We start from the raw sequence: 26,471 nt of genomic DNA, 5'->3' as shown, positions 1-26,471 counted from the left end.
CGGGTCCGGGCCGCTTACGTTGGGCGCATGGCCGTATCACGTGGGCTGCGGCGGCTGACCGCCGCGCTGGTGGGAGGGCTGATCGGCGTCACCCCGGTCACCGGGGCCGCCGCGCTCACCCCCGTGACCGGGGCCGCCGGCGCGGCGGCCGGGCTGCGCGGGTTCTACCGGCAGAGCGTCGACTGGGGCGCCTGCCCCGAGGCGGAGGCGCCCGCCAGGGCCGAGTGCGGCACCGTGGAGGTGCCGCTGGACTACCGGCACCCCAAGGGCATGACCCTCGACGTCGCCGTCAGCCGGCTGCCCGCCACCGGGCCGGGGCTGCGGCTCGGGGCGCTCGCGGTGAACTTCGGCGGGCCCGGCGTCTCCGGCGTCACCGAACTCGACGCCCGCGCCGAGGACCTGGCCGGCCTCAACCGGCGCTACGACCTGATCGGCTTCGACCCGCGCGGTGTCGCCCGCTCGGCGCCGGTGAACTGCGGCGACCTCAGCGGCGTCACCACCCCCGCCCGGCTGGCCGAGGCGTGCACGCACTTCTCCGGCTGGCTGCTGCCCTGGCTCGGCACCCCCGACGCGGCCCGCGACCTGGACGTCATACGCCAGGCGGTCGGCGACGACCGCCTGGCCTACCTCGGCTTCTCCTACGGCGCCCGGCTCGGCGCGGTCTACGCGCACCAGTTCCCGGCCCGCGCGGGCCGTATCGTGCTCGACGGCGTCCCCGACCCGGCGCTCGACACCGCCGCCACCGCGCTCGGCCAGGCCCGCGCCTTCCAGAAGGCGCTCACCGCCTTCGCCGCGGACTGCGCCGCCGCCGACTGCCCGCTGCCCGGCCGCGACGCCGCCGAGGTCCTGGCCGGCATCACGGCGGACGCCCGGCGGCTGGACGGCGGCACCCTCCCCACCGACATCGGCGACCTGGACCACGCGGACTACCTCCGGGGCGTGCAGAACGCCCTGTACTCCAAGGACAGCTGGCCCTACCTCCGCCAGGCCCTCGGCGCGGTCCGCGGCGGCGACGGCGATTCGATGATGCGGCTGGCGTACCCGCAGGCGTCCGGCGCGGAGGCCGTCGGCGACTGGGCGGGCGAGCCGCAGGACAACACCGAGACCGCCAAGCTCGCCATCGACTGCCGCGACACCTCCGAACGCCGCACCGCGGCGCAGCTGCGCGCCCTCGACGCCCGCTTCGCCGCCGCCTCCCCGGTCTTCGGCCGCGGCATAGAGGCCACGCTGCTGGCCTGTACGGGGTGGCCCCGCGGCGGCGACGCCACCCGGCACGTGGCCGCGCCGCACGCCCCCCAGATGCTGATGGTCGGCACGACCGGCGACCCCGCCACGCCGTACCCCGGCGCCCGCGGCATGGCCAAGGCCCTCGGCAACGGCAGCCACGTCCTCACCTACCGCGGCGAGGGCCACGGCGCGTACTTCGCCCACAGCGCCTGCGTACGCGAGGCGGTGGACGCCTACCTGCTGGAGGGCGCGCTGCCACCCGACGGCGCGGCCTGCTGACGCGGGATCCCCGGCCGCGGGCCGGTGCGCCGCGCACCGCCGCCGCTCAGCGGCCGTGTTCGGCCGGGCGCGCGGCGGGGGGTGTCGGCGGGGGTGTCGGCGGGGGCGGCAGGAGGCGGCGTTTGGCGCGGAGGCCCTCGGCGAGGGCGCCCGCGGCCAGCACCCGGGGGAGTTCGGCCCGGCGCTCGAACAGCAGGTAGCGCTCCTGGCGGCGCGGGCCGTACGGCTCGGACGGCCGCCGGACCAGGTTGAAGGACACCCGGCGCACCCCGTCGAGCGGCGGAGTCCCGGCGTTCGCCCGCAGCAGCACCTCGGTCAGCAGGAAGTCCACCGGCGCCCGCCCCGACTCCCGGTCCCGCCAGACCAGGTCCAGCGCCAGCCCGTCCGGCCCCCACGGCACGAACGCCAGCACCGCGCGGGCCCGCCCGCGCGGGTCCGGGCACTGGGCGACCACGCACTCCCCGTCCCCGGCGTCCCCCACCCGCCCGGGCTCCACCCCGCCGCGCCACCGACGCCAGGCGTCCGCCAGCGCGGCGAGCCGCCCCCACTCCGCCGCGCCGACACCCCTCTCCCGCCGCACCACCACGGAGTACCCGGCGGCGGTCATCGCCGCCGTGAACCGCCGGTGGATGCCGTCCTCGCGCCGCTCGGCCCGCGCCATCCGCCGGGGCCCGGCCGCGTACCGCCAGCGCGCCCACGGACTCGCCGGCCGGGTCAGCCGCAGCGCCCCCACCACCGCGAGCAGCGGCACCATGACGCCGAGCAGGCCGGTCCACACCTTGCCCGTCATCAGGCAGAGCACCACGAACGCCACCAGCACCGCGGCCACCGGGTACGAGCGGTACGACCGGCCGCCCACGTACCCGCCCAGCGGCGCCTGCCCGACCAGCAGCAGCCCGATCACCGCCACCGCGAGGATCACCGCGTCGACGGACTGCCGCCCCTCCTCCTTCCAGTACACGTCCTCCAGGTGCAGCACCAGCGCGTACTCGTCCAGCACCAGCCCGCAGCCGAGCCCGAACAGCACCGCCAGCAGGTCGTACGCCACCCGTCCGCCGCCGCGTACCGCGAACGCGCCGACCCCGCCGGCCGGCATCATCACCTGGCCGAACACGACATGGTGGATGTGCGTCCCGCCGGGCCGGACGTTGCCGGGCCACCACTTCGCGCCGCGCCGGATCATCCGCGCGCTGATCCGGATGAAGAGGAACGAGCCGAGCAGGCCCGGCAGAAGCAGGAAGAGGGGTTCACGGCCGGTGTCCACGACGCGCACACGGTACGCGTCACCCAGCCAGTGCCCCATGGGTCAAGGGCACGACGAAAGCCCCCCGCTCGCAAGCGGAGGGCCTTCGTGACCAGGTGCGCCGCCAGGGACTCGAACCCCGGACCCGCTGATTAAGAGTCAGCTGCTCTAACCAACTGAGCTAGCGGCGCCTGCTGACGTCGTAGACCTTAGCACCCGGTCGCGGGCGGAGGAAAATCCATGGCCGGCGACCCGTGGCCGGGCGCCGCCGGCCGCGGTGACCTGCGCGGGAGCGCTCTGCCGCGGGAGGCCGCGCGGCGCTAGCTGTTCTGTCCACGGAGGCCGCGGGCGGCCCGCACGCAGGCCCACAGCACGTGCTCGGCGCCCGGCAGCCAGGGATGGCGGCGGTCGGGCGCCACCACCCAGCGCGAGCCGGAGCCGTCCGGACACGGCTGCGCTTCTCCTGTCCTTTCCGCCGCCCTTTCCGGTTCCGGCGGGTGGTGCGGGTCCGCCGGGGGGTGTCGCGGTTCCGGCGGGTGGTGCGGGTCCGGCCCGGAGGCGTCATGCGACGGTTCGGGGCGGTGCGGGTCCGCGCGGTGCGGTTCGGGCGGGCGGCGCCGGTCCGGCGCGGGGGCGCGCAGCGGCGGCAGGGTCACCGCGTCGCCCACGCCGTGGCACAGCATCGGCGGCACCCTGTCCCCCCACTCCTCCCAGCTCAGCAGCGACGGCAGCCGCTGGGCCGTGCCAGGGGCGACGAGCAGCAGCACCCGGCCGCGGTGCACGGCCACCGGCCCGCAGCCGGACCCGGCCGCCCACAACTGCGCCAGCACCCGCCGCCCGAACAGCGCGGGCAGGTTCACCACGTCGAAGACCGTCCCGCACCGCAGTACACCGGGCGCGGTGGGCCGGGGCGGCCACGCCGCCGCGGCGCCGCCCGGCCGGGCGGCGGCCGACGTGAGCCAGGCGGCTCCCTCGGCGGTCGCACCGCCGGAGTGCTCCGGCCGCCGGGCTTCACCGGCGACGTCCACGACACGCTGTTCGTCCATGCCGACAACAGGTACCGGCCGGCCGCGCCGCCGCCGCCCGGATCCCCCGAACCGGGGACGGAGACCTCCGGTGCGGAGTACGGTGGCGCGCACGGTGACCGCGTCGGCACACTCCGCAGTCACCCCGTGAGCGCCCTCCCGCGCCCCCGGCCCCGCGAACGCGCCCCTGCCGGGCGTCGGCGCGCGGCCGGTACGGGCCGTGGAGATCCAGACGGCGGGCCCTGGGGTCTGCCGGGTGGATCTCCGCGGTGTCGCGGGTCCCGGCCCGCACACCTGCCGCGTTTTCGTCGGTCGGCGGCACACCACGTCGCCTCCCTCCCCGGCCTCGCGGCCGCACGCACCGGACCCCGCTCCGCCACCCACAAAGATCCCCACGACAGACCCTAGGCCGGCCCGCCCTCCTTGAGCAGTCCCTCCCCGTATTCGGCCATCCGCCGGGCGTACTCCTCGGTCCAGCCCGCCCGCTCGGCCAGCACCGGGTACGTCAGTCGGTCGAACCGCCGGGGATCCGTCAGCTGCGCGGCGGCGATCGCCTGGAAGTCCGTGGCCCGCTCGGCCGCCGCCCGGAACGCCAGCGCCAGCTCGGTCGCCCGCAGGAGCAGCTGCCCGGGGTCCTCCATCGACTCCAGGTCGAAGAACCGGTCGCCGTCCTCCTCCACCGGCGCCCCCGGCTCGAACAGCAACGAGACAGGCCGCTTCGGCTTCCCCTCCCGCGCCCCGCGGGGCTCCTGAGGCCGCTGAGCCGGCTGCGGCTCGTTCATAGGACTACCTCCGTGCGTCGGTCCACCCCCCCATTCTCCCGCCCGCCGCAAGTCCCGCCCCCGGGGCGGAGCGGCCGACGGGCGGTCGGCGTCGCCACCGCCGGCCGCGCCGGGCGGCGGCGCGGCCGCGCCAAAGAGCCGCGGGTCGCGCCCTCGGGGATCCGGCTGGTTCCCGACGCTTTCCCGGGGTGCCGATCAGGGCATCACCGACGTTTGGCCCCCACATCACCGCAAGGCGCCTAAACTGACGGCAAGTCAGCGGAAGGCGTGCCCGATGGGGGGCGGCGCCTCCGCCGGGAGGGGGTCTCGATGGGATCGTCAGCGTTACCCGCAGACGTACGGCGCGAGCTGGAGAGCCTGTTCGGCGCGGAGTTGGGGAGGGTGCGGGTGCACCGGGGTGCCGCCGGGGCGGCGGTGGCCTGGACGCTGGGCGCGGACATGCACTTCGCGCCCGGCGCGTTCCGGCCCGAGGACCCGTACGGGCGAAAGGTGCTGGGGCACGAGGTGGCCCACGTCCTGCAGCAGCGGACCGGCCGGACCGGCCGCGGCGCCGGCCGCTGGGCGCTGGAGGCGGAGGCGGACGCGGCGGGGGAGCGGTTCGCGCACGGGCGGCCGGTGCGGATAGCCGCCGGGAGCGGCGCGGCCCGCCCGACCGTCCAGTACTACACGGTCGTCGCGCCCCCCGGCCGGGCCGGCGCCGGGGTCACCGTCGGCGCCGGCATCTGGTCGAACCCGACCGCCTCGCAGGACGCCTTCGTCGGCCAGAACAACGCCAACGCCGCCGCACCCCTCGGCGCGGCCAACCCCGGCGTGTCCTTCCTGACACCCGCCAACAACCTCAACCTCGTCTCGGCCGACCCGACCGGCGTCACCCTGCGGGTCTCGGCGGGCGGCCGGATGGCCGTCGAGGACTGCGACCTCGCGCTCCGCCAGCCGAAGGTGTTCTACGCGCACCCGGACGTCATCGCGGAGAGCAACGCCTGGCGCCAGGCTGTCGGTTCCGAGGTGCTGCTCGCCGCCGACACCGGGCCGGGCGCCCAGACCGTCACCGTGGGCGGGCAGGTGCTGTTCCGGGTGACGCTGCGCGCCTTCGGCGGCCGCTGGTTCGACGCGGTGGGACCGCAGAACTGCGACAACGTGATCGCCGCGGCGCTCGGCGTCGGCGAGCTGACGCCGCGCCTGGCCGCCGACCTCGGCGAACTGCCCAGCGCCGCGCCGGAGTACGAGGTGGCCCGTTTCCTGGTCGCGCCGGCGCCGGCCGCGGTGGGCGGGCAGCCGCAGAGCGTCGCGCAGGCCGCCACCATGCGGGTCATCGCGGCGGCCTACGGCGCGGCGCTGCGGGCCGGCACGCTGCGGGCGGTCAAAGGCGCCTCGGCGGCGCAGCACTTCGGCGTCAACCAGTACGCGTCCCCCGAGGTCGGCGAGGGATTCACCATCTGCTCGCTGCTGCACGTGCCGGTCGGCGTCAGCGCGATGAACTCCGAGGTGAGCACCGACGTGTCCCGGGCCGGTGACCCGGTGCTGGAGAGGTCCCGGATCTGGAACGCCCACTACGCCGGGGTGGTGGCCCGGGACGGCGCCGACGTGATCACGCTGGAGAACTACGCCAGGACCCACGAGGTCGCCGACGGCGCTCTCCGGCCCCGGATCGGCTACTACTTCCAGATGTACGACACCGCCCCGGCGGCCCCGCCGGCCCACACCTTCCACGGTGCCTGGGCGGCGGCGCCGGTACGCGCCGTCGTGGTCGCGGACGCGGCGGTCGCACCCGGTGCGACCCACCGGCCGGTGCGCAACGGGACGAAGACGTTCACCAACCCGCTGACCCTGCCGGTGGCCATCGCGGGCCGGGGCTACTACGCCTTCCTCAGCGGCCGGTTCAAGGACCAGACCGACGCGCAGCTGCAGAGCGCCCACCCGGCCGCCGCCGCGACCGACGCACCCCTGGCCCAACTCCAGGCGGTGCTGCGCGGACTGGCCTACGCGATGCGCCGCGCCGACACCGGCAAGCCCACCCGCCGCGACCTGGTCGACCCCTGGCTGGCCTCCCTGCGAGCCGCCAACGACCCGACAGGCCCGACCGCCCCCCGCAACCGCATCGCGGTGGCCTACACCCTGTCCCGGTTCGAGGCCCTCCCCCTCACCTGACCCGCACGAACGGCTGCCCCACCGGCCTTCCACGACCGGATGACGAGGTCTCCGGCCGCGTCGTCGAGCCGAATCGCGGGTGTGCCGTCGTCCGGGGTGTCGGGCCGGATCCCCGTGCGCCTCGGAGCGGTCGCCGCGTGGACCGTCAGGCCGGTGGCGCTCCGCGGACCGCGGGTCACGGCCGCCAGGTGGTGCGGTGCTCCGACAGGTGGGCGAGGACCGCGTGGTTGGCCTCCCAGCCGTCGGGGAACTTCACGGTGACGCCGAGGCGGACGGGCTCGGAGGAGGGGTGTTCGTCGAGGAGTTCGGCGACGCCGGCGCGGCAGACGACGATGCAGGCGTGGCGGTGGCGCGAGGCGAGCACGCACAGGCGGCCGGTCTCGAGGTGGAAGGCGGTGGCGTCGGGGCGGCCGGAGAGCGGGTGCAGGACGACGGTGACGTCGAACTCCCGGCCCTGGAGCCGGTTCGCGGTGTCGACGGCCACGCCGGCCACGCCGAGGGCGGCCAGCGCGCCGCGCACCGCGGCGGCCTGGTCGCGGTGGGCGGTGCCGACGGCGATCCGGTCGGCGGTCAGCGGTGAGGGGCCGGGGTCCGGGGCGTCGTAGGTGAGGCCGCCGCGATCCAGCAGCCGCCGTACGACCAGGGCGAGCGCCCGTACCGCCTCCGGGTCGGTGCGCGGGGTGTGGCGGGCGGGCAGTTCCAGCAGGCCCCAGCCGGTGGCGGCGGCCTCGTCCAGCACCCGGTCGGGACCCGAGCCGTCGCCGGGCACGCCGAACGCGAGCCGCCGGTCGCCGGGGCCGGTGCCGCTGCGGAACGGGGTGTACGGGTAGAAGGCACGGGAGACCAGCGGCGCCGCGGAGGCGGGCAGCCGCCAGGAGACGGGCAGCCGGTGCTGCGGCAGGCCCGGGTTGTGGGCGAGCAGGGTGACGACGGCGCTGGCCGAGGGGTCGTAGCTCAGCCCGGCCCACTGGTCGGCGGCCACCACGCTGAACGGGTCGAGCTGCCCGGGGTCGCCCACGAACAGCGCCTTCTCGAACAGGCCCGCGACCTGCAGGAGCGCGTCGGAACGCATCTGGTACGCCTCGTCCACGATGGCGTGCCGCCACGGCTCGACGTCCTTGACGTACGCCCACTTCGCGGCGGTCGCGATGACCACGGCGCGGTCCCGGAGGTCGGCGACGGACGTGGACCTGGCCAGTGCGGGGTGCCGGTCGAGCGCCGGGTCGGGCGGCGAGTCGACGCCGTGCAGCCGCCCCACGGGCAGCTCGGGGTCGGCGGTGGCGAGGCGGTCGGCGAGGTCGTCCACCTGGGCGTTGGTCTGCGCGACGATCATCAGCGACTCGCCCGCGGCGGCGAGTTCGCGGGCGGCGCGGACCACCAGAGTGGACTTGCCGGCGCCCGGGGGCGAGTCGACGACGACACCGCGGGCGGGGGTGTGCAGGGTGCTGTGCAGGATGGCGGCGGTCGCCGCGGCGGCTTCGGCGGCGGGGTCGAAGGGGCGGGCGGCGGAGAGCGCCGCGGGTGCGGGGGACGTCTGGGGGCCGTCCGTCAGGGGGGTCACAGGTAGTCCTCGGCGGTCACGGGGTCGGGGGTCTCCCCGGGCACGGGAAGGGCGCGGCCGCCCGCGGGCACCCGGGAGCCGGCGGCGGTGGGGGGCGGGGCCGGGGCGCCGGCGGCGGGTCCGGACACGGGGGCGGGCCCGCCCCCGGCCGGGGCGGCGGGGGGCGGGGTCGCGCCCGGGGGGCCGCCGTGGGTCCAGGGGGTCGCCTCCGGCGCGGGGAGGGCCGGACCGGAGCGCGGCTCGTGCTCGAAGAACGTGAAGCAGACCCGGTCCCCCGCCTCGGGGACCGACCCCTCCTTGGGGGTGCGCCCGCTGCCCATGCCGCCGGTGAGCCGGACGGTGACGTACCGGTCCCGGCCCACCTCCTCGACGGCGACCAGTTCCGCGCTCTGCGCCGCCTTCCCGCCCGGCACCGCCCGGTACGCCTTCGCACCCGGTTCCGCCTGCGGTACGTCCCCGGTGGCGACGGTGACCAGCGGCCGGGGCATCGGGCGGCGCCCCTCGGAGTACGTCATCTCGACGGCGGCCACCTCGCCGCTGAACGCCTCCCCGGCCAGCCGCCGGTCCGCCATGACCAGCGGGTCGTCCAGCGCCTCCTGCGCGAACAGCCTGGCCTGCGCGGTCTCCCGCCCGGCGAGTTTCTGCGCGGCGGTGATCGCGTCGTCCCGCCGGGGCTGCGGCGGCTCCCCGGCGCGGACCCGGTCCCGGTGCCCGGTGAAGGACCACCGGTCCCGCTTCCACCGCTCCGCGACGTGCGCCCCCTCGGGGAGCTCCCGCAGCAGGTCGATGCCGCGCCACACGTCGTCCCAGGTCGGCCGCAACTGGGACGCGACGAGCCGCTCCACCGACGCGGCCGCCCTCGCCACCGCCGGTCCGTCACCCGCCGTACGGGCCTCGTCGTAGCGGCTCATGGCCGGTGCCAGCACGCGGTTGTCGAACACCGGGTCGGTCGCGGGTCCGGCCGGCGGGCTGACCAGCAGGCCGTCGGAGCCGCGCCCGGTCTGCGCGCGGGTGGCGGCGGCGAGCCCGCCGAGTCCGGGCGGCGGGGCGATCCAGCCGAGCAGCGCGCCCAGGTGCCGGTCCTCCATCGCGCTCTGCCCGGAGGCCCAGTGCCGGGCCAGCAGGTCGGTCATCGCGACCAGCAGCCCGCTGCCCGGGGTGCGGGCCCGCTCCGCGTAGTGGGAGAGCCAGCGGCCGAAGAGCGGCACCGGGACCGGCACCGGGTGCGGCGCCTCCGGGTCCTCGACGGTCCGCAGGAAGCGGGTGGAGCGGCCGACCAGCCGGACGAACTCCACCGCCGCGCCGTTGGGCACGACGATCTGCAGCGCGTCCGCGCACACCTCGGCCTCCTCGCGGTTGCGGGTGGCGGGCTCGGTCTCGACGTCGTCGCCGTACGCGTCCAGCAGCGGCAGCAGCACCTCGGCCAGCCCGGCGAAGAAGGCGAACCGCAGCTCCCGGTCCAGCGGCTGGGGTACGACCAGGAGCTCGGGCGCGTCCCGGTCGGTGCCGATCATCGCGCCCAGCGGCGCCCCCGCCTCGCCGGCCGTGGTCAGCGGCACAAACACCAGCGGCCGGTCGGCGACATGCCGGTGCCGTACGGTCGCGGCGGCGACCGCCCGTCCGCCGGCGACCGCCTCGGCGCGGGCCAGCGTTCCCAGCACCGACATCAGGCGGCCCCTTCCTTCGCCGCCTCGGCCAGCGCCTCGGCTCGCAGCTCCGCCGCCCGGCGCAGCGCCGCGACCGCCGGGTCGTCCGGGTCCCCGGCCAGGCCGGCCGCCGCCGCCAGCACGGACTCCACCGTCGTCAGCTCGCCCAGCTCGGCGCGCAGCCCGCGGCCCAGCGCGTCCACCCGGCCGTCGTCCCGGGAGCGGTCCCGGCAGTGGAAGGCCAGCTCGCAGGCGGACAGGCACTCCGGGGCGTACGCGGCCGGCACGGTGTCCACGGCGGCGGACAGTTCGGCCCGCGGGCGCGTCACCGTACGGCCGTCGGCGGCGTACCCGAGGTCGAAGGTGGTGCCCTCGGGGAGCGCGGCGGCGATCTCCTCGATCCGGGTCAGCCGGGCCAGCTGCCGCCGGGTGACGGCGAGCTGCCTGCGGACGTCGACCCGCTCGGCGGTGGGCAGGTTGGAGAAGTCCTTCGGGCACACCAGCAGCACGTCGGTGCCGGTGCGGGCGGGCTCGACGGCGTCGAGCGCGAGCACGTAGACCGCCGCCTGCCGGGCCGCCGCGCCGACCTTCATCGCGTCGGCGCCGCCGTCCAGGATCGGGAAGGACTTGATCTCGACCACCGTCCAGCGGCCGTCCGGCGCTATCGCCACCGCGTCCGGCTCCAGGTAGGCGGTGGAGCCCGCCACGTCCAGGGTGAGCAGGGGGTGGTCCAGCAGCGTCCAGACCCCGGGCGCCGCCTCGGCCAGTGCCATCCGGGTCCGGGCGACCCGGCCCGCGGGCCCGGGGGCGCCGAGGTCGGGCAGCACCGCGGCGCCGCCGTCCTCCTCGGCCGCGACGCCGAGCAGCCGGAGCAGTTCGGCGCAGCCGTCCCGTTTGACCCGCGCCTCGAAGGCGTGGCCGCGGGAAAAGGCGAACCGGGACTGGCCGAACCGGGCGGGCGCCCCCAGCGTCTCGGCGACGGCGCCCTTGTCGATCCCGGCGGCGTCCAGCAGCGCGCGGCGCCGGCAGCCGGGGTTGGCGGCGAGCGCGGCCAGGGCCCGCGCGTCCAGCGGCCGGGCCTCGGTGCCGGGACCGCGCAGCGCGGCCAACCGCTCGCGCAGGGAAGGGTCGTGCGGAGTGCTCACCCGCGAAAGTCTGGCACCTGCCTACGACATCCGGCTGCGACCGGCGTGTTCCCCGCCGGCGACCGGGGAGCCGCCGGGGACGTCGGTACGGCCGGCGGGCACCGGGACAGGGTGCGGGACGGGCTGCGCGACGGCGGCCCCGGGCTGCTCCGCCGCGGGTCCGGGCGCCGCGGCCGCGGCCTCCGGCGCGCTCTCCGCGGCGCTCCCGCCGGTGGTCCCGGCGGCGGCCCCCGCACCCGAGGCCCCCGCGCCGGTGGTGCCTGCCCCGGTCCCCGCGGCCCCGTCCGCGGCGGCCTGCGCCGGGGTTCCCGCCGCCGCGGACGGTCCGGCCCCGGCCGCCGGGTCCGCCGGGCCCGGTCCGGCCCGCACCGCCTCCGCGGCGGGTACGTGTCCCGCCGCGGGCAGGTGTTCCACGGTGCCCGAGCGCTCGGTGCCGAGGGCGTGTCCGCCGCCGGGCACGTGTTCCGCGGCGGCCACGTCGGAGGACGCCGCCACCACCGTGCTCCGCTCCGCCTCCGGCAGCCGCCGCGGGGCGCGCCCGAGGGCGCGCAGCACCCGGGCCTGCGCCTTGTCCGTCAGCCGCAGCGCGGGCCCGGCCAGCAGGAAGCCGAGCGCCATGGTGGCCACCCCGGCGGCGGCGTCCATCAGGTAGTGGTTGGCGGTGCCCATCACGACCAGCGCGGTGACCATCGGGTAGAGCACCCCGAGCGCGCGCACCACGCGGTGGCGGCCGTACCGCCACAGGATGATCCCGCACCACAGCGACCACCCGACGTGCAGGCTCGGCATGGCCGCGTACTGGTTGGTGAGGTGGCCCAGGCCCCGCGGCGCGCTCGCGTCGGTGCCCCACCAGCCGTACGACCCGTACTGCGCCATCGTGTCGATGAAGCCGTGCGCCCCGGGCAGCAGCCGGGGCGGCGCGGTCGGCACCGTGGTGAACCCGACCAGCCCGATCAGCGTGGACATCAGCAGCCAGGTGCGGGCCAGCCGGTAGTGGGTGGGCCGCCGCAGCCACAGCCAGACCAGGATCGACGGCGTGATGACGTAGTGGAGCGAGGCGTACGCGAAGTCGGCCGGCACCCCGAGGAAGGCGTGGTGGGTGAAGAGCCGGTTGAAGAACCGCTCCGGGTCCAGGTGTGTCAGCTGCTCGAAGTGCAGGATGTCCGCGCCGTGCCGTACCGCGTCGTCCACGTCGCCGCGGACCACGAGCCGGGCGGCGGAGTAGAGGGCGTAAATCACCGCGATGAGCGGCAGCTCGGTCCACCAGCGCAGCTTGCCCCGGTACGTGGCGGCCCGCGGCGCGGTGGCGGTGATCGTCATGCGGACGTCTCTCCAGGTTCTCCGTACGAAGGCCGCAGGCGGCGGTCACGGACTTGTGGCGTAGCCTCTACCGTACGACGTACGGTAGACCGTACCGCCACCGCCCTGGAAATTCCGGGGCCGTCCACGATTCGTACGGTGTTCAACGTCCCGGTGGCAGGGTATGCACGCAGCAGCACGCCGCACGCAAGCAGGAGGACGCGCGCCCCGCTCGGCCGGGTTGCCTGCCCCGAGCTCCGTTCCCCGGTCCGCCCGCGGGTTCGATCCACCGGACCGTTCGCAGGACGAGAAAACAAGAGAATCCGATGTCCGTCAGTCAACCGGTCCGTCCGCCGCGGCGGCGCGCACCCCGCAACTCGCTCAACCCGGATCGTATCCTCGACGCCGCCATCACCCTGCTCGACCGGGACGGCCCCGAGGCGTTCACCATGCGCGCGCTTGCCGGGCAGCTCGGTGTCGGCACCATGGCCGTCTACTCCTACTTCAAGGGAAAGGACGAGATCGGCGACGCGGTGGCGCAGCACCTGCTGGAGACGATCGAGCTGCCGCCCGGCGGCTCCCCCGACCCCGGCGGCGAACTGCGCGAGGTGTGCCGCGGGGTCTACCGGCTGTTCACCGAGCACCCCTCCGCGCTGCAGCTGCTGACGCTGCGGCCGGTCCGCGGCGACGACGCGATCACCGTCATCGACCGCATGCTGGGACTGCTGCGCCGCTCCGGGCTGGGCCCCGACGAGGCGGCCCGCGCCCATGTCGCCCTGATGCAGTACACCGTCGGCTCCGCGCTGTGGAGCACCCGGCGCGAGCGGGTGCTGTGCGAGGAGGGCGCCAGGGGCCGGCTGCGCGCCAAGCTCGACGCGCTGCCCGCCGAGCGCTACCCCGCGCTGGTCGCGCTGGCGCCGGAGCTGGTGTGCGCGCAGGGCGAGGGCGCCGCCCAGTACGAGACGGGGCTCGACGCGATGCTGCGGGGCCTGCTGCCGTAGGCGGCGGGGCGGGCCGGGCGGGGGCAGCGGGTCCCGCGGGGCGGGTGCGGCAGGGGCAGCGGGCCCGGCGGGCCGGGGGTGGGTCATGATGGATGCCTTCCGTCACCCCTCTCGTACGAAGGGCCCCTGCATGGCTCCGCGCATCCTCATGGTCCGCCACGGGCAGACGCAGTGGTCGCTGTCCGGACGGCACACCGGCCGCACCGACATCCCGCTGACCGAGGAGGGGCGCCGTACCGCCCGGCTGCTGGGGCAGCGGTTCGCCGCCGCCCCCTGGGACGGGCTGCCCGGCGTCGAGGTACGCACCAGCCCGCTGCTGCGGGCCGCCGAGACCGCGGAGCTGGCCGGCTTCGGCCCGCGTGCCAAGGAGTGGGACGCGCTGACGGAGTGGGACTACGGCGACTACGAGGGCCTCACCCCGGCCCAACTCCAGGAGCTGCGGCCCGGGTTCTTCATCTGGCGGGACGGGGTGCCGGGCGGCGAGCCGCTCGCCGCGGTGGCCGCCCGCGCCGACGAGGTCGTCGCCTGGGCCCGGGGCGGCGCCCACGACGTGCTGGTCTTCGCGCACGGCCACTTCCTGCGCGTGCTCGGCGCCCGCTGGCTCGGCCTGCCCCCCTCCTTCGCGGCGGCCCTGCGGCTCGACCCCGCCTCGCTGTCCATCCTGGGGTGGGCCTACGGCGAGCCGGCGCTGGAGCGGTGGAACGACACGGGGCACATGGGCTGAGCGGGGCTCCGGGCCGCGGGGACCCCGGAGCCCCGCCGCCCGGAGCCCCGCGGCGGGCGCACAGCGCGGCGTGTGTCATATGGTACTAAAAGAGGTCGAACGGACGCACGGCTTCTGTGAAGGAGAACGCCATGACCGAAGCCAAGCCTTCCACCGGCGGGTCCACCGTCGTTCTCGTCCACGGCGCCTTCGCCGACGCCGGCAGCTGGGCCGGTGTCACGGAACGGCTGGTCGCCGCCGGGACACCGGTACGGGCGATCGTCGATCCGCTCCGCGGGATCGCCGCCGGCTCCGCCTACGTGGCCGACGTGATCGAATAGACGCCCGGTCCGGTGCTCGCCGTCGGACACTCCTACGGCGGCGCGGTCATCACCAACGCGGTTCCGCAGACGAACAACGTGCTCGGCCTCGTCTACGTCGCGGCCTTCGCCCCCGACGAGGGCGAGGTGCTCGGCGACATCGCGGCCGGCTCGAAGGACAGCGTGCTGACCCCCGCGCTCCAGCAGCTCCGGTACCCGACCGGGGACGGCACCGAGACCGCGACGGAGCTGCTCATCGACCCGGCGACGTTCCACGACGTGTTCACCGCCGACCTGCCCCGGCTCCAGTCCGATGTGCTGGCGCTGTCCCAGCGGCCCGTCGCCGCCTCCGCGTTCGGCGACAAGAGCGGCCCGGCGGCCTGGAAGGACCTCCCCGCCTCGGCGGCGGTCGGCACCGCCGACACCGCGGCCGGCGCGGACGCCGTACGGTCCATGGCCGAACGCGCGGGCGCCGACATCACCGAGATCGACGCCTCCCGCGTGGTCATGATCTCCCAGCCCGACGCGGTCACCGACGTCATCCAGCGGGCGCTGGCGAGCGTGGCCTGAGGCCGGGCCCACCGTCCCCCGGGGCCGGGCCGCCGGGGGCCGGAGTGGGACCGCCGGGGGCCGAACAACCCCCGGACGGCGGTCCCGCGGGCCCTGGCGCCGCCCCGCCGGGCGATTCGCCAGCAAACGCCACCCCTTGAGGTGCCGAAGCGGCGTAGCCGTCGGCGCCGGAAGGCGTTGTATGGGGTGAGGCGCCTGACCACACGACGGGGCGCCGTAGGTGATGGTGAGGAGGGTCCGCCGTGGTGGACGCAGAAGCAGAGGTCCCGCACAGTTCGGAACCGGGCACCGAGGTCTCCCCGAACTGCGATCTGGTGAGGGTGCCGTCCCGGCAGGGCCTGGAGGCCGTGGACCTGCTCCGCCTCAGCCCCGGCGGGGTGGGGCCGGTACTGCACGACCGTACGGGCGACAGCCTCTCGTTCCTGGTGCCGCCCGGCACCGCGGACGTCTGGGACGTGCCCGGCAGCTCCTGTGCGTGTCGCACGGCGGAGGGCGAGGCGTCGTCGGGCGCGGGCTGGCTCGTACCGCCGCACACCGACACCGCGGTCACCGACCCGGCGGTGCTGCGGGCGGCGCTCGGCGAGGCGGCCCGGATGCTGCGGCTGGTCGACGGGTTCCACCGGGAACCGCCGGCGGAGGCCGCTTCCGGGTCCGGCTCCGAGCCACCTGCCACGCCCGGGGAGCCTTCCCCTGCCCCTTCCCCCGCCACGTCCGCCTCCGCGCCCGGGGCCGCGCCCCCGTCCCCGGGCGCGTCCGGTTCCGGGCCGCGCCCCGACCCGGGGACATGAGCCCGGGCCCGCCCGCGCGGGTCATCCGGCGGGGCGCCGCGGGCTGATAATCGGGTATGGCCAGAGCGCGTCGTGCCCCCGAGAGCCGCACCGCCGCCGTGGGCGGCGGCCAGGCCGAGCTGCGCGGGGATCCGGACCGTCCGGCGGGGTGGATGCTGCTGGTGGACGGCGCGCCGCAGTCGTACGTCGACCTGGCCGACCCCTCCCACCTCGGGTTCTCCTACCAGCGCAGGCTCGGGCACGTGGTGGACCTGGTCGCGCCCCCGGGGCGGCCGGTGCGGGTCGTGCACCTGGGCGGTGGGGCGCTGACGCTGGCCCGCTACACCGCCGCCACCCGCCCGCGCTCGGCCCAGACCGTGATCGAGGTCGACACCGAGCTGACCGAGCTGGTGCGGCGCGAGCTGCCCTGGGACCGCGGCTGGCGGATCAGGGTGCGCGGCGGCGACGCTCGGGCCGGGCTGGCGAAACTGCCCGACGCCTCGGCGGACCTGGTGATCGCCGACGCGTTCGCGGGCGCCCGCACCCCGGCCCATCTGACCACTCTGGAGTTCCTGCACGAGGTCCGCCGGGTGCTGCGCCCCGGCGGCCACTACGCGGCCAACCTCACCGACGGCGGCGCCCTCGCCTTCGCCCGCGGCCAGGTCGCCACCGCTCGGGCCGTGTTCCCCGAAGTGGTGCTCGCCGTCGAGCCCGCCGTGCTGCGCGGCAAGCGCTTCGGCAACCTCATCCTGTGGGCCGCGGCCCTTCCGCTGCCGCTGGCCGCCTTCACCCGGCTGCTGGCGACCGACCCGCACCAGTCCCGTACCGAACACGGCCCCGCGCTGGCCGACTTCACCGCGGGCGCCCCCGCGGTCACCGACGCGACGGCCGCCGCGTCCCCGAAGCCCCCGAGGGACACCTTCGGGTAGGGCCCGGCCGGCACGGACGCCGCCCATGCTGCCGGGTGGCCGGGTGGCCGGGTGGCCGGGTGGCCGGTGCCGGACCGGGTACGGCCGGCGCCTCGGCGGTCCGTCCGGCCGGCCGTGACCGGGCGGCGCCCTTCGCGGCGCGTGGCCCGGCCGGGCGGCGCCAGGGCCTGCCGTTCGGGCCTGCGCGGTGTCGCGGGCCCCGGCCCGCGCGCCTGCCGCGCTCCCGCCGGTCGCCGACGCACGGCGTCGCCTTCCTCCCGGCCGTGCGGCCGCAACGCGCCGGACCCCGGCTCCCCGATCCGCGGAGACCCGAACGGCAGGCCCTAGTTCTCGTACGTCTGAACCGACGGCGGGTGGCCGTTCCAGGTGCAGAAGAGGGAGCCGGCCGCCGAGTTGTCCGCAGAGGTGAAGGTCACGCGGAGCCAGCCGGACTCGGTCCAGACCTGCATGCGCCAGCCGGCGGCCGGGACGGCGGTGACGAGGGAGGCGGCGCCGCGGGTGAGCGAGAGGACGACCCGGCCGCCCCGGACGGTGTAGCCCCGCACGTCGCCGATGGCGGCGGCCGGGTGGGTCTTCGGGGGACGCGGAGCGGCGGCGGTCGTCGTGGCCGGCGGCGGGGGAATGGCGGGGCGCGGGCTGTGGGTGGAGGAGGCGGCCGGCGGCGCGGTGGCGGCGGCCGGCGGTGTCGTGCTGACCGGCAGCGCCCGCGGCAGGTCGTACGCGGTGCTCCGCAGCACGGAGTGCACGCCGACCCACGACAACGTGGCCGCCCCGGCGGTGGCCACCACCCAGGCGACGCCGTGAAGCAGTCCTCGGTACACCCGCCTCATAGTGCCACCGCCGAGCTCCGGCCCGCGCGCCCGGAACGCCACCGTCCCCCGGGGGCGGGACCTGGCGGCGCGCACCGCGGCGTCCCGGGGGCTCCGGGGCCGCGTCCCGGACGCCGGCGGACGCCGCGGAGCGGACGCGCTAGGTTGCCGGGCATGGCAAGTGTGCTCGTCGTGGAGGACGACCCGTTCGTGCGGTCGGCGCTGATCCGGCATCTGACGGAGGCGGCGCACGCCGTGCGGGGTGTGGGGACGGCGCTGGAGGCGCTGCGCGACGTCGCGCAGGTGGGGTTCGACGTGGTGATCCTGGACCTGGGGCTGCCGGACCTGGACGGGTCGGAGGCGCTGAAGATGCTGCGCGGGCTCAGCGACGTACCGGTCATCGTCGCCACCGCCCGGGACGACGAGGCGGAGGTGGTGCGGCTGCTGAACGCCGGCGCCGACGACTACCTGGTCAAGCCGTTCTCCGTCGAGCACCTGTCGGCGCGGCTGGCCGCGGTGCTGCGGCGGGCGCACGCGCGGGGCGGCTCCGCGGCAGCGGTGGGCGCGCCGATCCGGGTCGGCGGCCTGGAGATCGACGTGCGGCGCCGGCTGGCGACCCTCGACGGCGCCGGACTCGACCTGACCCGCAAGGAGTTCGACCTGCTGGCGTTCCTCGCCGCGCGGCCCGGCGAGGTGGTGGCCCGGCGGGAGCTGCTCGCCGAGGTGTGGCAGCAGACCTACGGCGACGACCAGACGATCGACGTCCATCTGTCGTGGCTGCGGCGGAAGTTGGGCGAGACGGCGGCGCGGCCCCGCTATCTGCACACGCTGCGCGGGGTGGGCGTGAAGCTGGAGCCCCCGGTATGAGATGGGCACTGGTGCGGGTCTGCCTCGCCGTCACCGCGATGGTGGTCATCGCCTTCGCGGTCCCGCTGGGCCTGGTCGTCAGGGAACTGGCCAGGGACCGGGCGCTCACCAACGCCGAACGGCAGGCCGCCGCGGTCGCGCCCGCGCTGGCGATCACCACCGACCGCGGCCGGTTGGAGCTGGCGCTGGCCACCACGCAGGCGGGCGCCGAGCGCCGGATCGCCCTGCTGGTGCCGGCCGCCGCGTCCGCCGCCGCGGTGGACCTCGGCCCGCACCGGGTCGGCCGGGCCGTGCTGGAGAGCGTCTCCGCGCGGGGCGAGGCGGCGACCGTCCGGGTCCCCGGCGGGCTGGCCCTGCTGCGGCCGACCGCCGTCAGCTCGGGCCGGATCGCCGTCGTCGAGGTCTACGTGCCCGACGGTGACCTCACCCACGGTGTCGCCGCCGCCTGGCTGATCCTGGCCGGCGTGGGGCTCGGCCTGGTCGTCGCCTCGGTGGCCGTCGCGGACCGGCTGGGCAGCCGGACGGTCCGGCCCGCGGTGCGGCTGGCGGGCGCCGCCCGCCGGCTGGGGGAGGGCGACCTCGGGGTCCGGGTCCCGGAGGCGGGACCGGCCGAACTGCGGGCCGCCGCCGCGGCCTTCAACGCGATGGCCGACCAGGTCGTACGACTGCTCGCCGCCGAGCGTGAGTTGGCGGCGGACCTGAGCCACCGGCTGCGGACCCCGCTGACCGTGCTCCGGCTCAACGCCGCCTCCCTCGGGGACGGCCCGGCCGCCGACCAGACCCGGGCCGCCGTCGACCAACTGGAGGGCGAGGTGGACCAGATCATCCGTACGGCCCGCGAACACCGCACCCCCGCCGCACTGTCGCCCGGCTGCGACGCCGCCGAGGTCGTGCTGGAACGGATGGCCTTCTGGTCCGCGCTCGCGGAGGACGAGGACCGCGAGGCCAGGACCGCCGGCGCCGACCGGCCGGTCCGCGTCCCGGTGGCCCGCGCCGAACTCACCGCCGCCCTCGACGCCATGCTCGGCAACGTTTTCCGGCACACCCCCGTCGGCACCGCCTTCGCGGTCGACGTCCACAGCTCCGACGAGACCGTCGTCGTCCTGGTCTCCGACGCCGGCCCCGGTGTCGCCGACCCCGCCGCCGCCGTCCGCCGCGGCCACGGGGACGGCGGCCGGGGCTCCACCGGCCTCGGCCTCGACATCGTCCGCCGGGTCGCCGAGTCCACCGGCGGCGACGTGGCGATCGGCCGCAGCGTGCTCGGCGGCGCCGAGATCCGGGTCCGGCTGGCCCGCGACCTCCGCGAGCCCCGCGACCTCCGCGAGCCCCGCGCCGCCGGCGCCCCCCTGCCGCCCTCCTCCGGCCACCGCCGTATCCCCCTCAGGCGCCGCCACCGCTGACCCCGCCGGGCGCCGCGGGACGGCGGTCCGCCGCCGGGATCCGCCGGCGGCGCCCGCACGGCCCGGTTGGAGGGTCAATTGTGGCGAGGTGTCCGGTCCGCTCGTAGCTTCGAAGCGGCGGGCCCGTCCGGTACGCCCTGGCACGCCACCGGAAACGGCATGACCAGACGTCACGCGAAACGTCACGAGAAGGACGCCATGAGAAAAGGGAAGCGGGTCTGCTGATGCGCGAGCTACGGCGATGGCGGCGGGCGGTGGGGACGGCGGCGGGTCTGGCCGCGGTGTTCGCACTGGCCGGGGCGAGCCCGGCCGCGGGGGCGGAGCGGACGGTCGCCGCGGGGGAGTCGATCCAGGCGGCGATCGACGCGGCCGGGCCGGGGGACACGATCACGGTCGCCGCCGGCACCTACCGGGAGAACCTGAGGATCACCACGCCGGACCTGACGGTCCGCGGCGCCGGCGCCGACCAGGTGGTGCTGGAGCCGCCGGCCGCGCCGAGCCCGGCGGCCAAGGCGGCCGACGCCTGCGCCGACGTCGGGATCTGCGTGGCGGGTACGCAGGACCGCCCCCTGACCGGGGTGCGGATCGAGGCGCTGACCGTCACCGGCTTCGCGAGGTACGGCATCGCGGGCACCGGGACCGACGCGATGACCGTGCAGGGGGTGCGCGCCGACGGCAACGGCCAGTACGGGATCGGGCAGCAGAAGTCCGTACGCGGCCGGCTGGTGGGCAACGCCGCCCGGGACAACGGCGAAGCCGGCATCTTCCTGGCCAACACCGTCGACGAGGAGGGCGGCGCCCTCGACACGCAGGGCGCCGTGGTGAGCGGCAACGCGCTGACCGGGAACAAGACCGGGGTCGTGCTCCGGCGGGTCCGCAACCTGACCGTCCAGGCCAACGCGGCGAGCGGCAACTGCGCCGGGATGTTCGTCGTCGGCGACGAAGGGCTGCCACGCGCCGGCCACCTGTCCGTACGGGACAACTCGGTGACCGACAACACCCGCTACTGCCCCGCCGGCAGCCGCCTGCCGTACGTCCAGGGCGCCGGCATCGTGCTGACCGGCGTGGAGGACACGACGGTCGAGCGCAACACCGTCGCCGGCAACACCGGGGACTCCACGATGTCCGGCGGAGTGGTGTTCTTCCGCAGCTTCGTCGGCGTGCCCAACACCGACAACACCGTCCGGGACAACGTGCTGGCGTCCAACGGCCCGGCGGACATCGCCGGCTGGGACGCCGGGACCGGCAACAGCGTCACCGGCAACGTCTGCCGGGTCTCGCTGCCCGCCGGCCGGTGCTGACCGGCCCCACCCGGGCGGCACCCGGCGACGCGACACCCCACCCCGTCCACACCCCGAAGAGAAAGGCGGCCCGATGACGACCGCGCCCGCCAAGTCCCCGACCGCGACCGCGCAGCCCGCAGGCGAACCGGCCGCGCCCTCCTCGCCCCAGCCGGCCATGCGCCTGCGCGAGATCGTCTTCGGCGCCGCTGCGGCCGCCGCGGTGCGCGCCGCGGCCACCCTCGGCCTCGCCGACGCGCTGGACCCCGGCACCCCGGCGACCGCGGCCGAACTGGCCCGCCGACTGGACGTCCAGGCCGCGCCGCTGCGCCGGCTGCTCGGCGCCCTGACCAGCCACCAGGTCTTCGCCGAGACCGGCGACGGCCGCTTCGCCCACACCGAGACGTCGCTGCTGCTGCGCGAGGACTCGCCCGGCAGCCTGCGCCACATCGCCCTGTGGTGCACCGAACCGTGGACCTGGCAGGTCTGGCCGCGACTGGCCGACGCGGTCAGGACCGGTACCGGCGTCTTCGAGGACGCCTTCGGCAAGAGCTTCTTCGACTACCTGCACAGCGAAGGCGGCGAGTCCGCCCGGGTGTTCGACCGGGCGATGACCTCCTCCAGCCGGCAGGCCGCCCAGGACCTGGCCGCGTACGTCGACCTCACCGGCGTGACCAGCGTCGCCGACATCGGCGGCGGCCAGGGCTTCGTGCTGGCCGGGCTGCTGGAGCGCGACCCGGGGCTGCACGGCACGCTGCTCGACCTGCCCGCGGTCGTGGCGAACGCCGACCCCCGGCTGCGCGAGGGCGGTTCGCTGGCCGACCGGGTCCGGCTGGTGCCGGGCGACTGCCGGGCGGCGATCCCGGTCGAGGCCGACCTCTACGTCATCAAGAACATCCTGGAGTGGGACGACGACAGCACCCGCGCGACGCTGCGCAACGTGGTGACCGCCGCGGCCCCCGGCGCCCGGGTCCTGGTGATCGAGAACCTGGTGGACGACAGCCCCTCCATGCGCTTCACCACCGCCATGGACCTGCTGCTGCTGCTCAACGTCGGCGGCGCCAAGCACTCCGAGGCGAGCCTGACCGCGCTGCTGACCGACGCCGGCCTCGCCGTCGAGGAGGTCCGCCCGGTCAACGGCTATCTGCACGCCTTCGAGGCCGTGGTCGCCGGCTGACCGGCCGGCGGCCGGCACACAGCGGTCCGCCCGTACCCCCGCGAAGGGGGGTACGGGCGGACCTCGTTCGACGCCGCCGGCCGGTCAGCGCTGCCAGCGGTAGAACTCCTGGGCCATCGCGTCCTGCGGCCCGCGCCAGGTCCGCGGGTCGTACGCCTCGATGTACGCGGTCAGGTTGTCGCTGATGCCGCGGAACTCCGGGTGGTCCTTCAGCCGGGCCACCTCCGGCCCCGGCGGCCGTTCCGCCTCGATCAGGTGCAGGTACAGGTCGCCGAACTGGAACAGGCTGCGGCCGGTCACCCCGATCAGGCCCGGCAGTTCGCCCTCGTCGGAAGCGGCGAAGGTGGCCGCGATGTCCGTCGCGGAGCCCGGCTTCATGCGGGCGACGATGAGTGAGCGGTGCATGCGGTCACCTCCCGCCGGCGGCCACGGTGGCCGCGTGCTGCTCCACCTGCCGGCGGATGCGTTCCATCTGGACGGCCGAGTTGCGGTTGATGTGCGCGGTCATGCCGGCGTCGTCCACCGGGGCGTCGGGCTTCATCGCGAAGTCCTGCAGCCAGCGCAGGGAGGTGCCGCCGGGCACCTCCTCGTACTCCCAGCGGATGTTCATGTGCGCGAAGGGGCCGGTCTCGACCCGGCGGGCCTCCACCGTCCACGACTCGCGGTCCGCCTCCCGCTCGGAGACCCAGCTCCACACGGTGCCGTTCTCGTCGGGATGCATGGTGAGCCGGAAGGTCACCGTGTCGCCGTGGCGTTCGAGGATCTCCACGGAGGCGTACTCGCTGAACAGCTCCGGCCACTTCTCCAGGTCGTTGGTCAGCTCCCAGGTCAGCTCGCGGGGGGCGGCGATCAGGATGCGGTTGTCAGTGCGTCCGGTCATGGTTCAGACTCCTGCGGTCAGCTGGGCGTTGACGTTTTCCAGGAAGGCACGCGGGGTCTTGCAGGTCTCCGCGTCCTCGCCGATCGGGCGCTCGTAGCGCTTCTCCAGCTCGGCGACGATGCCGAGCAGGCCGAGCGAGTCCAGTTCGAACTCCTCGAAGGTCGCGTCGGGCCGGCCCGCCATGTCCTGCGGGTCCACCGAGACTCCGGCGCGACCCTTCATCAGGGCGGCGAGTTCCTCGTACGTGACGGGTGCGTTCATCGGTTGCCTCTCCTTCTGGGGTGGGGCTCGGGGGCCCGGGCCGCCGGGGACGCGGCGGCCCGGGGGTCAGCGCTCGTCGCCGTGCCCGCGCCGCAGCACCAGCGCCGAGTTGCCGCCCATCAGCCCGCGGCTGAGGACGAGCGCGGTGCGCAGGGGCGCGGTACGGGCTTCGCCGGTGACGATGTCGAGGTCGTGCCGTACCTCGGCGACATTGGGCGTCGGCGGCACCACCCCGTGTTCGAGGGCCAGCACCGCGGCGGCCACGTCGAGCGCCCCGGCGGCGCAGTAGGCCCGGCCGAAACCGGACTTGGGCGCGGTGACGGGCACGGTCGCGGCCCGCGGGCCGAGCGCGTCGGCGATGGCCAGCGCCTCGGCCCGGTCGGCGTCGGGCACCGCCAGCGCGTCGGCGAACACCACGTCCACCTCCTCGGGCCGGCACCCCGCCTCCGCCAGCGCGCCGTCGATCGCCCGCGCCAGGCCCTGCCGGGACCGGTCCCAGCCGCCGGTGCCGGTGAAGGTCGAGGCGTGCCCGGCGACCACCGCGCGGGCCTTGGCGCCGCGCCGCGCCGCCGCCTCCTCGTCCTCCACCACGAACATCGCGCCGCCCTCGGCAGGCGCGAAGCCGCAGGCGTCGGCGGTGAACGGCAGATAGGCCCGGCGCGGGTCCGCGGACAGGCTGAGCTCGCGATAGCCGAGCTGGCACACCACCGAGTACGGGGCCAGCGGCGCCTCGGTGGCGCCCACCACCATCGCGTCCGTACCGCGCCGGATGGTGCGGCAGGCGTGCGCGAAGGCGTCCAGGCCGCCGGGTTCGTCGTCGGCCAGCACTCCGCAGGGGCCGCGGAAGCCGCCCCGGATGGAGATCTGGCCGGTGCTGGCCGCGTAGAACCAGGCGATGGACTGGTAAGGGCCGACGAACGACGGCCCCTGGCCCCACAGCTGCTGCAACTCGGCCTGCCCGAAGGCGCCGCCGCCGGAGCCCGCCGCGGTGACCACGCCCACCGCGTAGGGGCGGTCCGGGTCGGCCGCCAGCCGGGCGTCGGCCAGGGCCAGTTCGGCGGCGGCCATGGCGAAGTGGGTGAAGCGGTCGGTCTGGACGAGGAAGCGGCTTTCCACCACCGCCTCCGGGTCGAAGCCGGCCACCTCGCCGGCCACCCGCAGCGGCAGGTCGGCGCAGCCCTCCCGGGTGACGGGTCCGAGCACCGCGGTGCCCATCTGGACCGCCTTCCAGAAGGCGTCGGTACCGATGCCGTTGGGCGCGATCACGCCGAGCCCGGTGACCACCGCCCGGCGCGGACCGCGTGAGCCGCGTGAGCCGCGCGAGCCGCGCGAGCCGCGTGACCCCGGTGACCCCGGCGAACCGGCCGAGTCCGGTGCCCCCGGTGACCCGGCAGAACTCCCCTGCGGGACGGCCCCGTTCATACCCTGCTCCTCTCCGGCCGGGCGAGCACCACCGCGGACTGGAAGCCGCCGAACCCGCTGCCCACCGACAGCACCGACCGCAGCCGGGCCTGCCGCGCGGTCCGCGGCACGTAGTCCAGGTCGCACTCCGGGTCCGGCGTCTCGTAGTTCGCGGTGGGCGGGATCACGCCGTTGGCCAGCGCCAGCGCGCAGGCGGCGAGTTCGATCGCGCCGATGGCGCCGAGCGAGTGCCCGACCATCGACTTGATCGAACTCATCGGCACCGCGTGGGCGTGCTCGCCCAGCGACCGTTTGACGGCCGCGGTCTCGTGCCGGTCGTTCTGCTTGGTGCCGGAGCCGTGCGCGTTGACGTAGTCGACACCGGTCGGGTCGAGCCGGGCGTCGGCCAGCGCGTGGTCGATCGCCCGGGACATCTCCAGTCCCTCGGTGGTCAGCCCCGTCATGTGGTGGGCGTTGCCGAAGGTGGCGAAGCCGCGCAGTTCGCAGTGGATCCGGGCGCCCCGGCGGCGGGCGTGCTCCCACTCCTCCAGCAGCAGCACCGCGCCGCCCTCGCCGAGTACGAAGCCGTCCCGTTCGGCGTCGAAGGGACGGGAGGCGTGCGCCGGGTCGTCGTTGCGGGTCGAGGTGGCCTTGATCGCGTCGAAGCAGGCCACCGTGATCGGGGAGATCGGGGAGTCGGCGGCGCCCGCCACGATCACGTCGGCCTTGCCCTCCTGGATCAGGTGGAAGGCGTGGCCCACCGCGTCCAGACCCGAGGTGCAGCCGGTGGAGACGGTCTGCACCGGTCCGAACACGCCCAGGTCCTCGGCCACCTCGGAGGCGAGCGCACTGGGCTGGAAGGCCCGGTGCAGATGCGGTCCCGCCCGGGTGTGGTCCACGTCCCAGCGGCTGCCGCCGCCGCTGACCGCCACATAGTCGCGCTCCAGCCGGGTGGTGCCGCCCACCGCCGAGCCGAGCGAGGTGCCGACCCGCCACGGGTCGGCCGCCGCCAGGTCCAGGCCGCTGTCGGCGACCGCCTCGCGGGCCGCGGCCAGCGCGAACCGGATGTAGCGGTCGGCCGGTTCGGCCCGCTCCGGGCCGGGCCCCGCCGCCGGGGCGTCGAAGTCGCACTCGGCGGCGATCCGGGACCGGAAGCCCGCCGGGTCGAAGAGGGTGATGCCCCGGGTCGCGGTCCGGCCGGCGGTGAGCAGGTCCCAGAAGGCCGGCACACCGATGCCGCCGGGGGCGACCACCCCCAGCCCGGTGACCGCCACCCGCCGGTTCACGCGCGGGCCCCGGCCGGGTCGGGGGGCGCTCCCGCCCCCGCCTCGGCCGCTTCGGTGAGCTCCGTGTCCACGTGCCCGAGTTCCGGCCGGGGCGCCAGCGGCCCCAGGTGGAAGACCATCCGTGCCTCGGTGTCGCCGACGTTGCGGAACCGGTGCCGCTGGTCCACCGGGATCAGCAGGCCCTGGTCCGGGCGCAGCGGGTGGCTCACCCCGTCGAGGTCCACCTCCAGGTGCCCGCTGACGACGTACACGAACTCCTCGGAGTACGGGTGGTAGTGCTCCCCGATCCGCTCCCCGGGCCGGATCAGCGCCATCCCCATGAACCCGCTGGTCGCTCCGACCGTCGCCGGAGTGAGCATGGCCCGCAGATCACCGCCGCGGCGGCGGTTGGGAGTGGTGTCGTCCAGGTGGACGATGAGGGGTTGCCGTTCGGTCATGGCTGCTGCTCCTGGGGGGTGCGAGGCG

General features: G+C 76.3%; 26 protein-coding genes and 1 tRNA gene. 12 read left to right on the top strand and 15 right to left on the bottom strand.

Annotation, left to right across the window (positions count from 1 at the left end; all coding sequences use genetic code 11):
- Positions 1–27: 27 nt before the first annotated feature.
- Entirely contained in the window at positions 28–1,506 is a 1,479-nt protein-coding gene (locus tag RLT57_RS09075) for an alpha/beta hydrolase (RefSeq protein WP_311296861.1), read from the top strand.
- A 46-nt stretch (positions 1,507–1,552) separates the two neighbouring features.
- Here the strand turns inward: RLT57_RS09075 and RLT57_RS09070 are convergent, their stop codons facing one another.
- From RLT57_RS09070 to RLT57_RS09055, 4 genes are all read right to left on the bottom strand, one after another.
- Positions 1,553–2,809: a phosphatidylglycerol lysyltransferase domain-containing protein gene (locus RLT57_RS09070; protein WP_311296860.1), complete on the bottom strand. Its 1,257-nt coding sequence runs from the start codon at positions 2,807–2,809 to the stop codon at positions 1,553–1,555.
- A 57-nt stretch (positions 2,810–2,866) separates the two neighbouring features.
- Positions 2,867–2,940, bottom strand: a tRNA-Lys gene (locus RLT57_RS09065).
- A gap of 129 nt (positions 2,941–3,069) precedes the next feature.
- Positions 3,070–3,795 (bottom strand): hypothetical protein, encoded by a 726-nt coding sequence (locus RLT57_RS09060; RefSeq protein WP_311296859.1) that lies wholly within the window; start codon positions 3,793–3,795, stop codon positions 3,070–3,072.
- Positions 3,796–4,178: 383 nt separating this feature from the next.
- A complete protein-coding gene (locus tag RLT57_RS09055) occupies positions 4,179–4,556 on the bottom strand; it encodes a hypothetical protein (RefSeq protein ID WP_311296858.1) in 378 nt (125 codons plus the stop codon).
- A 309-nt stretch (positions 4,557–4,865) separates the two neighbouring features.
- On the opposite strand from RLT57_RS09055, the gene RLT57_RS09050 reads away from it, so the two are divergent.
- Complete coding sequence (locus tag RLT57_RS09050; protein ID WP_311296857.1) at positions 4,866–6,704, top strand: eCIS core domain-containing protein; 1,839 nt, start codon at positions 4,866–4,868, stop codon at positions 6,702–6,704.
- Positions 6,705–6,879: 175 nt separating this feature from the next.
- On the opposite strand, the gene RLT57_RS09045 is transcribed toward RLT57_RS09050, so the two are convergent.
- Genes RLT57_RS09045 through RLT57_RS09030 form a run of 4 tightly spaced genes read right to left on the bottom strand, consistent with a single transcriptional unit; the run spans position 6,880 to position 12,376 of the window.
- Positions 6,880–8,256 (bottom strand): AAA family ATPase, encoded by a 1,377-nt coding sequence (locus RLT57_RS09045; protein ID WP_311300640.1) that lies wholly within the window; start codon positions 8,254–8,256, stop codon positions 6,880–6,882.
- 5 nt (positions 8,257–8,261) lie between these two features.
- A complete protein-coding gene (locus RLT57_RS09040; RefSeq protein ID WP_311296856.1) occupies positions 8,262–9,932 on the bottom strand; it encodes a hypothetical protein in 1,671 nt (556 codons plus the stop codon).
- Positions 9,932–11,056, bottom strand: a complete 1,125-nt coding sequence (locus RLT57_RS09035) for a hypothetical protein (RefSeq protein WP_311296855.1) — start codon at positions 11,054–11,056, stop codon at positions 9,932–9,934. The genes RLT57_RS09040 and RLT57_RS09035 overlap by 1 nt, the downstream gene beginning before the upstream one ends.
- Positions 11,057–11,077: 21 nt before the next feature.
- Positions 11,078–12,376: a phosphatase PAP2 family protein gene (locus tag RLT57_RS09030; RefSeq protein WP_311296854.1), complete on the bottom strand. Its 1,299-nt coding sequence runs from the start codon at positions 12,374–12,376 to the stop codon at positions 11,078–11,080.
- A 305-nt stretch (positions 12,377–12,681) separates the two neighbouring features.
- Between RLT57_RS09030 and RLT57_RS09025 the strand changes: the two genes are divergently transcribed.
- The 6 genes from RLT57_RS09025 to RLT57_RS09000 all read left to right on the top strand — a co-directional run bounded on the left by RLT57_RS09025 (position 12,682) and on the right by RLT57_RS09000 (position 16,645).
- Entirely contained in the window at positions 12,682–13,356 is a 675-nt protein-coding gene (locus RLT57_RS09025; RefSeq protein ID WP_311296853.1) for a TetR/AcrR family transcriptional regulator, read from the top strand.
- A gap of 130 nt (positions 13,357–13,486) precedes the next feature.
- On the top strand, positions 13,487–14,080 hold the full coding sequence (locus RLT57_RS09020) for a histidine phosphatase family protein (RefSeq protein ID WP_311296852.1): 594 nt from the start codon (positions 13,487–13,489) through the stop codon (positions 14,078–14,080).
- Between the two features lie 131 nt (positions 14,081–14,211).
- Positions 14,212–14,400, top strand: coding sequence for a hypothetical protein (locus RLT57_RS09015; RefSeq protein WP_311296850.1), 189 nt, complete (start codon positions 14,212–14,214; stop codon positions 14,398–14,400).
- A gap of 12 nt (positions 14,401–14,412) precedes the next feature.
- A complete protein-coding gene (locus RLT57_RS09010) occupies positions 14,413–14,949 on the top strand; it encodes an alpha/beta hydrolase (RefSeq protein ID WP_311296849.1) in 537 nt (178 codons plus the stop codon).
- 245 nt (positions 14,950–15,194) lie between these two features.
- Positions 15,195–15,737 carry a hypothetical protein gene (locus RLT57_RS33295; RefSeq protein ID WP_399128315.1) on the top strand — a complete coding sequence of 181 codons (543 nt, stop codon included), beginning with the start codon at positions 15,195–15,197 and terminating at the stop codon, positions 15,735–15,737.
- Positions 15,738–15,793: 56 nt separating this feature from the next.
- Positions 15,794–16,645, top strand: a complete 852-nt coding sequence (locus RLT57_RS09000; protein ID WP_311296848.1) for a spermidine synthase — start codon at positions 15,794–15,796, stop codon at positions 16,643–16,645.
- A 323-nt stretch (positions 16,646–16,968) separates the two neighbouring features.
- Here the strand turns inward: RLT57_RS09000 and RLT57_RS08995 are convergent, their stop codons facing one another.
- Positions 16,969–17,475 carry a hypothetical protein gene (locus RLT57_RS08995; RefSeq protein WP_311296847.1) on the bottom strand — a complete coding sequence of 169 codons (507 nt, stop codon included), beginning with the start codon at positions 17,473–17,475 and terminating at the stop codon, positions 16,969–16,971.
- Positions 17,476–17,628: 153 nt separating this feature from the next.
- Here RLT57_RS08995 and RLT57_RS08990 point away from each other — a divergent pair, with 153 nt between their 5' ends.
- The 4 genes from RLT57_RS08990 (at position 17,629) to RLT57_RS08975 (ending at position 22,178) form a co-directional block, all read left to right on the top strand.
- On the top strand, positions 17,629–18,321 hold the full coding sequence (locus tag RLT57_RS08990) for a response regulator transcription factor (RefSeq protein ID WP_311296846.1): 693 nt from the start codon (positions 17,629–17,631) through the stop codon (positions 18,319–18,321).
- Entirely contained in the window at positions 18,318–19,721 is a 1,404-nt protein-coding gene (locus RLT57_RS08985; RefSeq protein ID WP_311296845.1) for a sensor histidine kinase, read from the top strand. The genes RLT57_RS08990 and RLT57_RS08985 overlap by 4 nt, the downstream gene beginning before the upstream one ends.
- A 224-nt stretch (positions 19,722–19,945) precedes the next feature.
- Positions 19,946–21,022 (top strand): right-handed parallel beta-helix repeat-containing protein, encoded by a 1,077-nt coding sequence (locus RLT57_RS08980; protein ID WP_311296844.1) that lies wholly within the window; start codon positions 19,946–19,948, stop codon positions 21,020–21,022.
- 73 nt (positions 21,023–21,095) lie between these two features.
- On the top strand, positions 21,096–22,178 hold the full coding sequence (locus tag RLT57_RS08975) for a methyltransferase (RefSeq protein WP_311296843.1): 1,083 nt from the start codon (positions 21,096–21,098) through the stop codon (positions 22,176–22,178).
- An 84-nt stretch (positions 22,179–22,262) separates the two neighbouring features.
- Here RLT57_RS08975 and RLT57_RS08970 read toward each other — a convergent pair whose 3' ends face one another.
- The 6 genes from RLT57_RS08970 to RLT57_RS08945 form a co-directional block, all read right to left on the bottom strand.
- A complete protein-coding gene (locus RLT57_RS08970) occupies positions 22,263–22,583 on the bottom strand; it encodes a TcmI family type II polyketide cyclase (RefSeq protein ID WP_311296842.1) in 321 nt (106 codons plus the stop codon).
- A gap of 4 nt (positions 22,584–22,587) precedes the next feature.
- The gene (locus RLT57_RS08965) at positions 22,588–23,058 is read right to left on the bottom strand and encodes an SRPBCC family protein (RefSeq protein WP_311296841.1); all 471 of its coding nucleotides are present in this window, start codon (positions 23,056–23,058) and stop codon (positions 22,588–22,590) included.
- A 3-nt stretch (positions 23,059–23,061) separates the two neighbouring features.
- Entirely contained in the window at positions 23,062–23,319 is a 258-nt protein-coding gene (locus tag RLT57_RS08960) for an acyl carrier protein (protein ID WP_311296840.1), read from the bottom strand.
- A 66-nt stretch (positions 23,320–23,385) separates the two neighbouring features.
- Positions 23,386–24,603: a beta-ketoacyl synthase N-terminal-like domain-containing protein gene (locus RLT57_RS08955; protein ID WP_311296839.1), complete on the bottom strand. Its 1,218-nt coding sequence runs from the start codon at positions 24,601–24,603 to the stop codon at positions 23,386–23,388.
- Between the two features lie 134 nt (positions 24,604–24,737).
- Entirely contained in the window at positions 24,738–26,006 is a 1,269-nt protein-coding gene (locus tag RLT57_RS08950; RefSeq protein WP_311296838.1) for a beta-ketoacyl-[acyl-carrier-protein] synthase family protein, read from the bottom strand.
- Positions 26,003–26,443 (bottom strand): cupin domain-containing protein, encoded by a 441-nt coding sequence (locus RLT57_RS08945; protein ID WP_311296837.1) that lies wholly within the window; start codon positions 26,441–26,443, stop codon positions 26,003–26,005. Before RLT57_RS08945 ends, RLT57_RS08950 begins: the two co-directional genes overlap by 4 nt.
- Between the last annotated feature and the right edge of the window lie 28 nt (positions 26,444–26,471).

Source organism: Streptomyces sp. ITFR-21 (assembly GCF_031844685.1).
Taxonomy (GTDB): Bacteria; Actinomycetota; Actinomycetes; order Streptomycetales; family Streptomycetaceae; genus Actinacidiphila.
The sequence above is the reverse complement of the archived record's forward strand: the minus strand, read 5'-3'. Positions and strand labels throughout refer to the sequence as shown.